This window comes from Cryobacterium luteum, assembly GCF_900110125.1.
Classification (GTDB): domain Bacteria; phylum Actinomycetota; class Actinomycetes; order Actinomycetales; family Microbacteriaceae; genus Cryobacterium; species Cryobacterium luteum.
This window is the reverse complement of record NZ_FOCN01000010.1, coordinates 55,545-68,531: the sequence shown is the minus strand read 5'-3', so window position 1 is coordinate 68,531 and position 12,987 is coordinate 55,545. Positions and strand designations below refer to the sequence as shown.

The window sequence follows — 12,987 nt, the reverse complement described above, 5'->3', positions numbered from 1 at the left end:
CGTGGTGTTGGCGGAATCGGGATTGAGGCCGTCGGAGTTGCCCGTGGTGTCGTCAGATGTCAAGGAAACGCACGTCCTTCGCGTTTTTCTGGATGAAGTTGCGTCGTGATTCGACGTCTTCACCCATCAGGGTGGAGAAAATTTCGTCGGCGGATGCCGCGTCGTCCAGGGTGACCTGCAGCAGGGTGCGGGATTCGGGGGCCATGGTGGTCTCCCACAGCTCCTTGTAGTCCATCTCGCCGAGGCCCTTGTAACGCTGGATTCCGTTGTCCTTCGGGATGCGCTTACCCGCGGCGGCACCGTCGGCCAGGAGCGCGTCACGCTCGACGTCGGAGTACACGTACTGGTGCGGCGAGTTGCTCCACTTGAGGCGGTACAGCGGCGGCTGGGCGAGGTACACGTAGCCGAGGTCGATCAACGGACGCATGTAGCGGAACAGCAAGGTCAGCAGCAGGGTCGTGATGTGCTGGCCGTCGACATCGGCGTCGGCCATCAGAACGATCTTGTGGTACCGCACCTTGTCGGGGTTGAACTCCTCCCCGATTCCGGCGCCGAACGCGGTGATCATGGCCTGAACCTCGTTATTGCCGAGGGCGCGGTCAAGTCGAGCCTTTTCAACGTTGAGGATCTTGCCGCGCAGTGGCAGGATCGCCTGGGTCTCCGGGTTACGTCCCTGAACGGCGGAGCCGCCGGCCGAGTCACCCTCCACGATGAAGATCTCGGAGATCGACGGGTCTTTGCTCTGGCAGTCCTTGAGCTTTCCGGGCATGCCGCCGCCCTCGAGCAGACCCTTGCGGCGCGCCGTCTCGCGGGCCTTTCGCGCTGCCATCCGGGCGTTGGAGGCCTGCAGTGATTTGCGGATGATCTCGCGGGCCGGGTTCGGGTTGCGGTTGAACCAGTCGGTGAGCTGGTCGTTGGCGACCTTCTGTACGAAGGACTTCGCCTCGGTGTTGCCGAGTTTGGTCTTGGTCTGGCCTTCGAACTGCGGTTCGGCCAGCTTGATCGACACGACCGCGGTCAGGCCCTCGCGCACGTCGTCACCGGTGAGGTTGTCATCCTTTTCTTTCAGGATGCCTTTCTCACGGGCGTACTTGTTCACGAGCGTGGTCAGCGCGGCGCGAAAACCCTCTTCGTGGGTGCCGCCCTCATGGGTATTGATCGTGTTGGCGTAGGTGTGCACGCTCTCGGTGTAGGCGGTGGTCCACTGCATGGCCACTTCGAGGGCCATCTTGCGTTCATGGTCTTCCCACTCGAACGAGATGATCTCGTCGTTGACGAGGTCGGCCTTCTTGGCACGGTTGAGGTATTCGACATAGTCGACGAGTCCCTTGTCGTACTTGAAGGTGTTGGTGACGGCCTTGCCCTCGTCGGTGCGGTGAGCTTCACGCTCGTCGGTGAGGGTGAGGCGCAGGCCCTTGTTGAGAAAGCCCATCTGCTGAAACCGCGCGCGCAAGGTTTCGTAGTCGAAATCGATGGTCTCAAAGGTTTCGGCACTGGGCCAGAATGTGATAGTCGTGCCGGTCTCGTCGTTGGCTTCGCCCTGTTCTAGGGGAGCGTTGGGAACACCGTTAGCAAAGCTCTGCCGCCAAATAAATCCCTGACGGCGAACCTCAACCTCGAGGCGGCTCGACAGGGCATTGACGACGGAGCTTCCAACGCCGTGCAACCCACCGGAAACTGAATAGCCACCGCCACCGAACTTGCCGCCCGCGTGCAAAACGGTCAGCACGACCTCCACGGTGGACCGTCCCTCAGCCTTGTGGATGTCGACCGGAATACCTCGGCCGTTGTCCTCGACGCGGATCGCGCCGTCGGCGAGAATACGAATGTCAATGGTGTCGCAGTGTCCAGCAAGAGCCTCATCGACGGAGTTGTCCACGATCTCATAGACGAGGTGGTGCAGTCCGCGCGGTCCGGTGGACCCGATATACATTCCGGGTCGCTTGCGAACGGCTTCCAGGCCTTCCAGCACCTGGATGTCGTCGGCACCGTATTCGTGTTCCGGCTCCCCCTCTGGCTGGGAAATAACTGGGGATATCTCTGGGGACATGCCTTCGGGCGTCGGTTCAACTGTCATCTGAAATTAGGCTCCTGACCTGGCACGGGCGACCATTTAGTCTACCAAACGGGGGGAGACGAACCGGCCATAATCGCCGTTTGACGCGTTTTGTTCAAGGGGTTGACCTTAAATGTTGGGTTACCCATAGGTATCGCGCGGACCACGCCCTGGAATTGATCTGGGACCCTTTTTCCAGGACGGCGCGTTGGGCCCCTGGAAACGAATTGATTGGATGCCGGCATCCGGGTACCGATTGGCAATGTGTTCCATGATGACATTACGCATCAACCGCAATTGGGTGGCCCAGGCGGTGGATTCACAGTGCACCGTGAGGACACCGTCATCGATGCCAGCCGGGGTGGAATGGTTGGCGGTTTCCTCCCCAGCGAGTTCCACCCACGACGCGAGAAGTTCAGATTGGGCCAACGGTGAGTTCCAGCCAAGCTGCATGGTGAGCGAGTTGATCGTGTCGCCGAGCCCGTGCGGATCACGCCCTATTCCAAAAGGAACGCTTGAACCGGCGACGGGCGCACTTCGCTTGCGCCCGCGTGACCGCCGAGCATTCGGATCCCCGAAGATGCTTTTGAAGCGCAGGTAGACATTCGCCGCTTCGCTGGTACTCGATTCTAGTGAAACGGGCAGCTCGGTAGTTTCACGTGGAACATCGTCGTCAGCCATGATTGGCCGTTCCAGACTGCACCTGACCGGCGTGAATGTGAATCGTGTTAGCAACGAGGGCTTTGGGGACGTCTTCGAGTACGGCGGCTGTGATCAGTACCTGTTCGAACGATCCGATCGCAGCGGCCAACCTGGCTCGGCGATCCAGGTCGAGTTCAGCGAACACGTCATCGAGAATCAATACCGGGTCGCCACTGGCAGAATCCTGCCGCAACAGCGCAGCGGATGCGAGTTTCAACGACAGCGCGAACGACCACGACTCCCCGTGGCTGGCATAACCCTTGGCTGGCAGGGAATTAAGCATGAAAACCAGGTCGTCGCGGTGCGGTCCAGCGAGGGTGATGCCCCGTTCCAGCTCCCGCTTACGCAGTCCGGCCAGCGCAATGCGAAAAATCTCATTGGTAGTGGATTCCACCGGGCCGACGTTTACGGACGACGCCGAGGATTTGTCCATGCCGAGATCAGCATCTTCGTCCGCGCCGAGGATGCTGAGACTCGCTACCAGGGCCGGACCATGGTCTTCATTCACGACGGCCCGATAGGCAGCCCGCAGCGGTTCCCCGAGCTGCTGCACCAGTTTGGCTCGTTCGTCAATAATTTCCGAACCAAATTCCACCAGGCGGTCGTCCCAGATATCGAGGGTCGAGAGCTGGTTTCCACGCACACCCGACGACCGCGCCGACTTCAGCAGCGTGTTGCGCTGCTTGAGAACCCGGTCGTAGTCGCTGAGTACGGCAGCGAGGCGCGGGTTGCGCAGCACGAGAAGCTGATCGAGAAACTTGCGACGGCCGGAAGGATCGCCTCGTACCAACGCGAGATCCTCAGGGGCGAACACCACACTCGAAAAATACCGGGGAAGATCCCGAATTTTAATAACCGATCGATTGACTTGCGCCCGATTTTGCCCGGTGCGATTCAGCTGCACCTCGGCCAGGATATCCCGGCCGTTGTACTCCAGCCTGGCCCGAATGATGCCGGCATCCCGACCGGCCCGGATCATGGCTTTATCGTTGGAAACACGGTGCGAACTGAGCGTACTGAGAAAGCCGAGAGCCTCGACCAGGTTGGTCTTGCCTTGCCCGTTACGGCCGACGATGAGGTTCGGGCCGGGAACGAGCCCAACCTCGGCCGTCGCGTAGTTACGAAAGTCGGTCAGCGAGAGGTGGGTAACTCGCACCAGCGTTAGCGCAGCAGCAGGTTGGGCTGAAGCAGGTACTTGTAGCTGTCCGCTCCGGCCTGCTCACGCGAGGTCTGGCTGGTGATCAGAACAGGCCCGGGCTTGTTCGGGTTTTCCGTCTTGGTAAACGAGATGCGCACAAATTCGGAGCGCACGGCACTGAGCCCGTCCAGCAGAAACTGCGGCTTGAGCGAGACGACTGTCTCGGTGCCGGAGAGGATGGAGTCGATGGTTTCTGTGGCCTGTGCCTGCTCGGAGCCCACGGCTTCCAGGGTGACCCCATCGACGGCGAAAGTAAATCGCAGGGCCGCTTCACGCTCGAGCACGAGCTGCACACGACGGGTCGCTTCGATGAGTTCGGCCGTGTTCATGACCGCGTAGTTGTCTACGGTGGCAGGGAACAAACGACGCACCGGGGGAAAATTGCCCTTGATGAGCAACGAGGTGACGGTTTTCTTATTGGCGGTGAACGCGATCAGTTCTCGATCGTCGCTGTTGGTGATCGAGACGGAGATCGTTCCGCTGTGGCCGAAGGTCTTACCGACTTCCTGCAAGGTTCGCGCTGGAACGAGGGCCGTTGTGGTTCCCGTTTCACCGGCGGTGGTGTTGGTGCCCGGATCCCAGTCGATCTCACGAACCGCGACGCGGTAGCGGTCGGTGGCGACGAGACTCAGGCTGTTTTCGGTGACTTCCAGCTGCACGCCGGTGATGACGGGAGTGACGTCGTCCCGCGATGCGGCAACGGCGACCTGGGCGACTGCTGCGGCGAAATCTTCAGCCGGTACGAGGCCGGATTGGGTGCTGACGACCGGAATGCTCGGATATTCCTCAACAGGCATGGACAGCAGGGTGAAGCTCGCGGAACCACAGCTGACCTTGATGCGCGAGTTCTCCGTGGAGAAACGCACGGGTGCGTTGGGGAGACGGCTGGCGATTTCAGCGAGCAGCCGGCCAGAGACGAGCACCTTGCCGGTTTCTTCCACCTCGGCGACGATTTCGGTCTGGGCCGAGACTTCGTAGTCGAAAGAGGAGAGGATTAGGCCCGTGGCGGTGGCTTCGATGAGCACGCCGCTCAGAATCGGCAGGGTCGTTCGTTGGGGAAGAAGTTTGACGGCGAAGGACACTGCCTCGCTGAAGACATCCCGATTTGCCTGAAATCTCACGAAACAGTCCTTGCGTTCGACGGGCGGGTGGGTGGGCCTCAATGCTAGCTGTTGTCACCGACCGGTTCGGCACCGTGTTGGATTGCACGGCCTGGTCGTCAAGGTTGTCGGCTAGATCCAGTTAAGTAATTCTTGTTAATCTTCTTAACCGTTGTGGAAACTGTGGATAACTCTGTGAAAACCGCTGAAGCATTGAGAACTACACGTTTGTAAGTTGTGGGCGAGCTGTGGAAGTTTGTCATTCGTTTGAGCAAGTCGAACTTCGTGTAACTACAGGTTTCAACAGGCTGGCCCAAAGTTTCTACAGGAATGGCCACGTTGTGTGAGTTAATTCCACAGGGTTATCCACAGGTGTGAAAACTAAAAAAAAAACCCCCCCTCCGGGGCTAAACGTCTTCCAACACGGTGAAAAACGTGAAAACTCTCGGAGGGGACGCAGAATTTGGGCGCTCCCTGACACTGATGAACTACTTGTAGCGGTGGTCCTGCTTGATCCGGTTGGTCAGCTCAGTCACCTGGTTATAGATAGACCGACGCTCTTTCATGAGCTCACTGATCTTCTTGTTCGCGTACATGACCGTAGTGTGATCACGGTTGCCGAAGAGCTGTCCAATCTTGGGCAGCGACAGATTCGTGAGTTCACGGCACAGGTACATCGCGATTTGTCGAGCCGTAGCAATCGCTTGGGACCGGCTGGAGCCGTACAGATCGTCGACCGAAAGCTTGAAGTAGTTGGCCGTGTTCGTGATGATGTCCACCGGCGCGATCACGTTGTCTTCGTCGAGGGTGATGAGGTCTTTCAAGACTGTTTGCACCAGATCCATGTCGACCGGAGTTCGATTAAGGCTCGCGAAGGCGGTCACCCGGATGAGAGTACCCTCCAGTTCTCGAATGTTCGAGGAGACCTTGGACGCCATGAATTCGAGGATGTCATGTGGAACCTGCAGCTTTTCGCTCTGGGCCTTCTTACGAAGAATGGCGATGCGGGTCTCGAGGTCGGGAGCCTGGACATCCGTGATCAGGCCCCACTCGAAACGACTGCGCATGCGGTCTTCGAAGCCGGTGAGATGCTTGGGCGGCAGGTCGCTCGTAATGACCACCTGCTTGTTGTGGTCGTGCAGGGTGTTGAAGGTGTGGAAGAAAGCTTCCTGGGTTTCCGCCTTGTTCTGTAGAAATTGGATGTCGTCGATCATCAGGATGTCGATGTTGCGATAGCGCGACTGGAACGCCGCGCCACGGTTGTTCGCAATGGAATTGATGAAATCGTTGGTGAATTCCTCGGAACTGACATACCGCACTCGGATGCCTGGATACAGACTCATGGCGTAATGCCCGATGGCGTGCAGGAGGTGAGTCTTACCGAGGCCCGAGGATCCGTAGATGAAGAGTGGATTATAGGCCTTGGCCGGCGCCTCTGCCACCGCGACGGCGGCGGCATGCGCAAACCGGTTCGACTGGCCGATGACGAAGTTATCGAAACTGTACTTAGGGTTGAGCCTGGTCTCATGCGGTTGCGCCGGAACGACACCTTCGAACACCGATTGTGGCGGGGCCGGCGTAACGACGTCGGGCGGAGTCAGCGTCTGCTGCACCGGACGCAGTGATTCCTGCTCGAGTTCGGGGTTGACGACCACATAGAACGTCGAGACTGCGGTGGCTTCATCGAGCTGCCCCATCGCGGTGAGCAGGGGAACTCGCATGCGCTGGTTGAGCATGCTGGCCGTGAATTCGTTGGGCACCTCGAGATAGAAGGTACCGGCGGCGATGCCTTTCGGCTCGACCAGGCTGAGAAAGCCGTAGAGCATGGGCGTGATGGTGGCGTCGGATTCCAAGGTGGTCAGAACGGACCGCCATGTCTCGGCTATCGGCGCTTCAACATCTGCCATTGTTCCTACAATCTGTGTATTTCGGGTTTGTACGATCGGGCCGCGGGCGAGCGTGTTGCGCGGGGCCGGTGTTGCACGTGGTTCCCGCTACGGTTACGTAGGCCGGACGATGGGTGTTTCCGAGCATGCTTCGAGCTCATCGTTTAAGTTATCCACCGCTTGTGTATAAAACCGACCCAATTCTCAGGTTGAGGCCTCCAACCTGTGGATAACTTGTCTTTACGGTAGTCAATCCCGGTCAGTGTGGCGAATTCACCCGTGACGTCGCCTGGCCTGTTTGGTATGTACGTTGGAGTCATTATTGTGGAGATTCCGATGATTCGGGGCCTGAGTTTGACCAGGAGTCCCCAAGGCCGTAGTTTTAATCAGTTGACCCCATCCCGCGGGCTTCCAACTTCTGTGCGCGCTGCTGTTCTGGCCGAGGGGAATTTGGCCAGCGGTGATTCAAATACGTGGAGATTGAACTATGAGCAAGAGAACCTTCCAGCCGAACAACCGTCGTCGCGCCAAGGTGCACGGCTTCCGTTTGCGCATGCGTACCCGTGCAGGCCGCGCCATCCTCGGTGCTCGCCGTCGCAAGGGCCGCACCGAACTCTCCGCGTAGGTCTCGTGGTCGCCAGGTTCTCGTGCTCGCTCACGTAAATCGCATTACGAGCGGCAGCGACTATCAAGGCGTCGTTCGGCGCGGTGTGCGCATCGTAGGTGCGCATACCGTTCTCTATGTACGAAAAAGTGCCGGGGGCCCCTCGGGCCCACTCGGTACACCGGTTCGTTTCGGCTTCATTGTCGCGAAGAATGTGGGTAACGCCGTGCGGCGCAATCTCGTGCGCCGCCGCCTCAAGGCGGTCACGTTCGAGATGCTCTCCCTGGTGCCTCCGGGAACGGATGTCGTGATCCGTGCTTTACCGACGGCGCGCGATGCCGCGTGGCAGACGCTGCACGAAGAAGTCCGATTTTCCCTGTCGCGTCCGCTACCGGCGCGAAAGGGAACTGCCAGCCGATGAACGCGATCCTCGCGACGATCATTCTGCTGCCCCGCAACGTGGGTGTGCTGGTTCTTCGCGTCTATCGGGCCGTTATCTCACCGCTGTATGGCGATGTTTGCCGGTTTTACCCGTCCTGTTCGGCTTACGCACTGGGGGCCGTTCAGGAACACGGACTAACGTGGGGCTGCGCCCTCACTGCTCGCAGACTGAGCCACTGTCATCCGTGGTCTGAAGGCGGCATCGATGATGTACCTCTCAAGAAGAAACGTCGCTTTAGGGTGACGTCGTTCGGTTTTGTCGTCGCACCCAGCCACGGAAAGGGCTAACCCACAGTATGGACCTCATAGGTACGATCCTCTGGCCTCTGAAATGGGTGGTCGAGCTGCTCCTCGTAGCCTTCCACTGGCTCTTTTCCCAGATCGGATTCGCGGGACTCGGCTACGACGACGGTCTCACCTGGGTGCTGTCCATCGTCGGCCTCGTCCTGGTTGTGCGCGCGGCCCTCATTCCCATCTTCGTGCGGCAGATCAAGAGCCAGCGCAAGATGCTTGAGGTCGCCCCCCAGCTCAAGAAGATCCAGGACAAGTACAAGGGCAAGAAGGACCAGTTCTCACGCGAGGCCATGAGCCGCGAGACCATGGCCATGTACAAGAAGACGGGTACCAACCCGCTGAGTTCCTGCCTGCCGCTGCTGTTGCAGATGCCGATCTTCTTCGCCCTGTTCTCGGTACTGAACGACGCCCAGCGCTCCACCCGTGGTGTCGGCCCGCTCAATCAGAGCCTCGCCGAGAGCTTCGGTAGTGCCACGCTGTTCGGTAATGCACCCTTGCACGATACCTTTGCCTCGCAGTGGTCGCTCTGGACCGCGGGTGAACCCTTCAACGTGACCGTCATGATCATCGCCGCCACCATGGTCGTGCTGATGACGGCGTCGCAGTTCATCACGCAGCTGCAGATCGTCTCCAAGAACATGTCACCGGAGACCAAGGCGAGCCCCATGTTCAAGCAGCAGCGCATCATGCTCTACCTGCTCCCCCTCGTCTTCGCCTTCTCCGGAGTGGCATTCCCGCTCGGCGTCATGTTCTACTGGCTCACCTCCAACTTCTGGACCATGATTCAGCAGTTCCTGGTGATCCGAAACATGCCGACCCCGGGCAGTGAGGCCGCCAAGGCGCGCGAAGAGCGTATGGCCCGCAAGGGCAAGCTCATCGCGACCGATGGTGACATCATTGTCGTTGAGGAGCCTGCCAAGCCTGTGCAGCGCCAGCAGCCGGTGGGCAAAGCACGCGCCAAGAAGCAAACCGGCCCGAAAAAGTAGTGGAGATCACCGTGACGGACAAGACCGGCCTCACCGAGGTCAGCATCGAGACCACGAGCGTCTCGGCTGCCAGTGCAGTTCCCACTGCCCCCGCCACGACGGATGCCTCCCCCGCGGTTCCCGAGACGGGCAGCGTCGCTGAGGTACCCCTGACAACCGACCAGCTCGAGCGTGAAGGCGACATCGCTGCCGACTACATCGAAGAATTTCTCGACATTTGCGACCTGGATGGCGATATCGACATCGATGCCCGTAACGGCCGTGCCTACCTCTCGGTCAAGGCGTCCGATGCCGACAACCTGCGGGTGCTCTCCAAGCCGGAAACGGTCAATGCCCTGCAGGAACTGACGCGGCTGGCGGTGCAGAACAAAACGGGCTCGTTCTCCCGCCTGATTCTTGATATCGGTGGGTCTCGCGAGGTGCGTGAAGCTGAGCTTGGCACGCTCGTAGCGCGTGCCATTGAGCGGATCGTGGCTGGCGCGAGCGAGGCTGACCTTCCCGCCATGTCTTCGTACGAGCGCAAGCTCGTGCATGACATTGTCGCCGAGAGCGGCGGCTATCGGTCCGAGTCCTCCGGTGAGGGTCGCGACCGCCATACCGTCATCACCGCAGCGTAGCCTCGCTGGTCATGTCGGAATCTGCCACGCCGGAAGTAACTCGTTTCGCCGGAAACACGCCTGTGCCCGCGAGCGCAGAACCAGTCGAGTCCGCCCGGGATGTCTCTGACTCAGGTTCTGTGGAGCCGGCGGTTCTGGAGATCGAACCGGCCGCAGCGGCTGAACTTTTCGGGTCCCAAATTGATGCCATTCGTGCTTTTACCAACAATTTAGCTGATCAGGGCGAAATCCTGGGTCTGATTGGGCCGCTGGAGCTCCCCCGGCTCTGGTCTCGTCACATTCTCAACTGCGCCATCGTGGCACCACTCTTGCGACCGGGCTTCGTCGGTGACGTGGGTTCCGGAGCCGGCTTGCCCGGACTGGTGCTGGCCATAGCGCGGCCAGACGTTAATTTCGTGCTGATCGAACCGATGGAACGTCGGGTGGCCTGGCTGAATGATCAGGTTGCCTCGTTGCAGCTGGCGAATGTGTCGGTGGTGCGGGCGCGTGCGGAAGACGCGCGGCTGGCGCATCCGCTCGACCAGGTCACGGCTCGCGCTGTCAGTGCGTTCAGCAAGCTCATTCCCTTGACGGCGCCGTTGTTGCGCACCGGCGGTGAGCTTATTCTCATGAAGGGCGAGGGAGCCCAGCGTGAAATCGACGCCGCAGCAAAGCCCGTTCGCAAGTATCGGCTGCGTGATGTCGAGGTCATCACCCTCGGTGCTGGCGTGCTGCCCGAGGTAACCCGGGTCATCCGAGCTACAGTGGACTAGTCCCGAATGTCACCGGTTTTGGTGTTCGGGAGTCCCTTTCGGGTGGCTCATCAACCGTCGAACGTAAAGGTTTCACGTGAAACATCCTGCTGAAAATCAGCGCACGGGCAAGGCGGCCGGGTTTGACGGTACAACGCCGCTCGCCCGCGAGATAGCTGAACTCACGCGCCGCCGCCAGGTCATCGCGGCAGGCGAGTTGCCCAAACCCGAGAAGACCCGGGTGCTTACGATCTCCAACCAGAAGGGTGGCGTAGGTAAAACCACGACGGCCGTCAACCTCGCAGCCGCTCTTGCGCGGCAGGGAGCTCGCGTGCTGGTCATCGACCTGGACCCGCAGGGCAACGCTTCAACCGCTCTCGGTGTGGAACACCGCGCCGAGACGCCGAGCGTCTACGACGTCATTATCAACGACATGCCAATGTCTGAGGTCGTGCAGAAGAGCCCGGAATTCGGTGCCCTGTACTGTGTGCCCGCCACCATTCACCTTGCCGGAGCAGAGATTGAACTGGTATCGCTCGTCGCCCGTGAGCAGCGCCTGCGCCGGGCCCTTGACCTCTATCTGGTTGAGATGGCTGAGCCCTACGACTACGTCTTCATCGACTGCCCGCCATCGTTAGGGCTGCTCACCATCAATGCCTTCGTCGCGGCACGTGAGGTTCTCATTCCGATTCAGTGCGAGTATTACGCGCTTGAGGGTCTGAGCCAGCTGCTCAAGAACATCGCCCTGATCGAGAAACACCTCAACCCCGACCTGGTCGTATCGACAATTCTGCTCACCATGTATGACAGCCGCACCAATTTGGCGACCCAGGTAGCCCAGGAAGTACGCGATCACTTCCCCAAAGAAGTGCTGAACACCGCAATTCCGCGATCTGTGCGCGTTTCTGAGGCCCCGAGCTACGGGCAGAGCGTCGTCAGTTACGACCTCAACTCCGCAGGATCGCTCTCCTACCTCGAAGCAGCAGCAGAAATGGCCCATCGTGGGGCTCCCGGAACGGGAGAACCGGCCGAAAGAGGAGAAAAGTCCCAATTAGGAGAAAAGCAATAATGGCGAAACGAACTGGTCTGGGCCGCGGCATCGGTGCACTTATTCCGGTACAGGATGATGCTTCAGCTCCCCGCCCGGTTGACGTCTTCTTTCCCCGCGGTGTGGCGACTGCAGCGGATGCCTCCCCCGAGCTGATTCCCGTACCCGGGGCTCGCCTGGCTCACCTAAACCCGCAAAACATCGTGCCGAACCGGGCCCAGCCGCGCACGATTTTCGACGAAGATGACCTCGCCGAACTGGTGCACAGCATTCGCGAGGTCGGGGTGCTGCAGCCGATCGTCGTGCGTCCCCTGTCTGATGAGCCGGGCAAATACGAGCTCGTCATGGGTGAACGTCGTCTAAGGGCCACCAAGGAGGTTGGGCTCGACAGTATTCCGGCGGTCGTGCGCGAAACGGCCGACGTCGACATGCTGCGCGATGCCCTGCTGGAGAACCTTCACCGCGCCCAGTTGAACCCGCTCGAAGAGGCGTCTGCGTACCAGCAGCTGCTCGCTGATTTCGGTATTACCCAGGAAGAACTGGCGACCCGAATCGGTCGTTCGCGCCCTCAGATCACCAACACGCTGCGCCTGCTGAAGCTGCCGGAGCCGGTACAAATTCGAGTCGCCGCCGGCGTGCTGTCGGCTGGCCACGCGCGAGCAATTCTATCGGTGGGTGACCTGGCCGGCATGCTGCGCCTGGCCGACAAGATCGTCGAGGAAGACCTGTCCGTGCGCGCAGCGGAGGCTGCAGCGACGGCCGTTCCGAAACTCGTCAAGGCTAAACCGCTTCCCGGGCGCCGCCAGGGACACCTCGATGAGATCGCCGAACACCTGGGTGACCGTCTCGATACGCGCGTGAAAATCAACCTGGGCGCACGAAAAGGCCAGATCACAGTGGATTTCGCTACCATCGGAGATCTCAATCGCATTCTGACCGTACTCGGAGAACCAGGCTTCAGCGCGAGCTAGAACTGTTTGGCAACTGCGTAGTTTCACGTGAAACATGATTTCTCGCCGGAGTGCTCGTGAAGGGGTGGGCATCGTCAACGGGTCATGCGCTCCCCGCCCAGACATTGAGGTGTTTGGGAGCATTGCGCGAAGTGCGTGCGCAACACCCCGAAACTCCTCAAAACTCGCTACTCCGCGGACAACCCGCCGCCGCTGCCTCAGCGTACATGTTGTTTCACGTGAAACATGGCGTATCGTGGGTCGACCTTACCGAGACCGTAATCACCGTCCCGATGGCTGGTTTCCGCGAGTCTGGACGCGGCTGTTTCACGTGAAACATGCGTTCATTGTTGATCGAGTTGATCGACCTGGCC

13 protein-coding genes are annotated in these 12,987 nt (G+C 59.9%); 8 read left to right on the top strand and 5 right to left on the bottom strand.

All coding sequences use genetic code 11. The annotated features are described in order from the left end of the window. Positions 1-52 precede the first annotated feature (52 nt). From gyrB to dnaA, 5 genes are all read right to left on the bottom strand, one after another. Positions 53-2,050: a DNA topoisomerase (ATP-hydrolyzing) subunit B gene (gyrB, locus tag BMW72_RS11345; protein WP_206750699.1), complete on the bottom strand. Its 1,998-nt coding sequence runs from the start codon at positions 2,048-2,050 to the stop codon at positions 53-55. A 147-nt stretch (positions 2,051-2,197) separates the two neighbouring features. Then, on the bottom strand, positions 2,198-2,737 hold the full coding sequence (locus BMW72_RS11340; RefSeq protein ID WP_092110624.1) for a DciA family protein: 540 nt from the start codon (positions 2,735-2,737) through the stop codon (positions 2,198-2,200). Beyond that, on the bottom strand, positions 2,730-3,914 hold the full coding sequence (gene recF, locus BMW72_RS11335) for a DNA replication/repair protein RecF (RefSeq protein ID WP_092110621.1): 1,185 nt from the start codon (positions 3,912-3,914) through the stop codon (positions 2,730-2,732). The genes BMW72_RS11340 and recF overlap by 8 nt, the downstream gene beginning before the upstream one ends. Positions 3,915-3,919: 5 nt before the next feature. Next, positions 3,920-5,077 carry a DNA polymerase III subunit beta gene (gene dnaN / locus BMW72_RS11330; RefSeq protein ID WP_092110619.1) on the bottom strand — a complete coding sequence of 386 codons (1,158 nt, stop codon included), beginning with the start codon at positions 5,075-5,077 and terminating at the stop codon, positions 3,920-3,922. A gap of 467 nt (positions 5,078-5,544) precedes the next feature. Next, the gene (gene dnaA, locus BMW72_RS11325) at positions 5,545-6,963 is read right to left on the bottom strand and encodes a chromosomal replication initiator protein DnaA (RefSeq protein ID WP_092110617.1); all 1,419 of its coding nucleotides are present in this window, start codon (positions 6,961-6,963) and stop codon (positions 5,545-5,547) included. Between the two features lie 466 nt (positions 6,964-7,429). On the opposite strand from dnaA, the gene rpmH reads away from it, so the two are divergent. From rpmH to BMW72_RS11285, 8 genes are all read left to right on the top strand, one after another. After that, on the top strand, positions 7,430-7,567 hold the full coding sequence (rpmH, locus tag BMW72_RS11320) for a 50S ribosomal protein L34 (protein WP_010204566.1): 138 nt from the start codon (positions 7,430-7,432) through the stop codon (positions 7,565-7,567). Positions 7,568-7,589: 22 nt separating this feature from the next. Continuing rightward, positions 7,590-7,967 (top strand): ribonuclease P protein component, encoded by a 378-nt coding sequence (gene rnpA, locus BMW72_RS11315; RefSeq protein WP_092110615.1) that lies wholly within the window; start codon positions 7,590-7,592, stop codon positions 7,965-7,967. Then, positions 7,964-8,275 carry a membrane protein insertion efficiency factor YidD gene (gene yidD, locus BMW72_RS11310; RefSeq protein WP_092110613.1) on the top strand — a complete coding sequence of 104 codons (312 nt, stop codon included), beginning with the start codon at positions 7,964-7,966 and terminating at the stop codon, positions 8,273-8,275. Before rnpA ends, yidD begins: the two co-directional genes overlap by 4 nt. A gap of 8 nt (positions 8,276-8,283) precedes the next feature. Further along, positions 8,284-9,267 carry a membrane protein insertase YidC gene (gene yidC, locus BMW72_RS11305; protein ID WP_092110611.1) on the top strand — a complete coding sequence of 328 codons (984 nt, stop codon included), beginning with the start codon at positions 8,284-8,286 and terminating at the stop codon, positions 9,265-9,267. Between the two features lie 149 nt (positions 9,268-9,416). Further along, positions 9,417-9,884, top strand: coding sequence for a Jag family protein (locus BMW72_RS11300; RefSeq protein ID WP_092110722.1), 468 nt, complete (start codon positions 9,417-9,419; stop codon positions 9,882-9,884). Between the two features lie 119 nt (positions 9,885-10,003). Next, positions 10,004-10,636: a 16S rRNA (guanine(527)-N(7))-methyltransferase RsmG gene (rsmG, locus tag BMW72_RS11295; RefSeq protein ID WP_241983780.1), complete on the top strand. Its 633-nt coding sequence runs from the start codon at positions 10,004-10,006 to the stop codon at positions 10,634-10,636. A 76-nt stretch (positions 10,637-10,712) separates the two neighbouring features. Further along, a complete protein-coding gene (locus tag BMW72_RS11290) occupies positions 10,713-11,684 on the top strand; it encodes a ParA family protein (protein ID WP_092110608.1) in 972 nt (323 codons plus the stop codon). After that, positions 11,684-12,634: a ParB/RepB/Spo0J family partition protein gene (locus BMW72_RS11285; protein ID WP_092110607.1), complete on the top strand. Its 951-nt coding sequence runs from the start codon at positions 11,684-11,686 to the stop codon at positions 12,632-12,634. Before BMW72_RS11290 ends, BMW72_RS11285 begins: the two co-directional genes overlap by 1 nt. The last annotated feature ends 353 nt before the right edge of the window (positions 12,635-12,987 follow it).

Excerpts from the sequence above, each read along its gene's own strand:
- BMW72_RS11285 (WP_092110607.1), top strand. The coding sequence starts at position 11,684 with ATGGCGAAACGAACTGGTCTGGGCCGCGGCATCGGTGCACTTATTCCG.
- yidD (WP_092110613.1), top strand. The coding sequence starts at position 7,964 with ATGAACGCGATCCTCGCGACGATCATTCTGCTGCCCCGCAACGTGGGT.
- dnaA (WP_092110617.1), bottom strand. The coding sequence starts at position 6,963 with ATGGCAGATGTTGAAGCGCCGATAGCCGAGACATGGCGGTCCGTTCTG.
- yidC (WP_092110611.1), top strand. The coding sequence starts at position 8,284 with ATGGACCTCATAGGTACGATCCTCTGGCCTCTGAAATGGGTGGTCGAG.
- gyrB (WP_206750699.1), bottom strand. The coding sequence starts at position 2,050 with ATGTCCCCAGAGATATCCCCAGTTATTTCCCAGCCAGAGGGGGAGCCG.
- rpmH (WP_010204566.1), top strand. The coding sequence starts at position 7,430 with ATGAGCAAGAGAACCTTCCAGCCGAACAACCGTCGTCGCGCCAAGGTG.
- BMW72_RS11340 (WP_092110624.1), bottom strand. The coding sequence starts at position 2,737 with ATGGCTGACGACGATGTTCCACGTGAAACTACCGAGCTGCCCGTTTCA.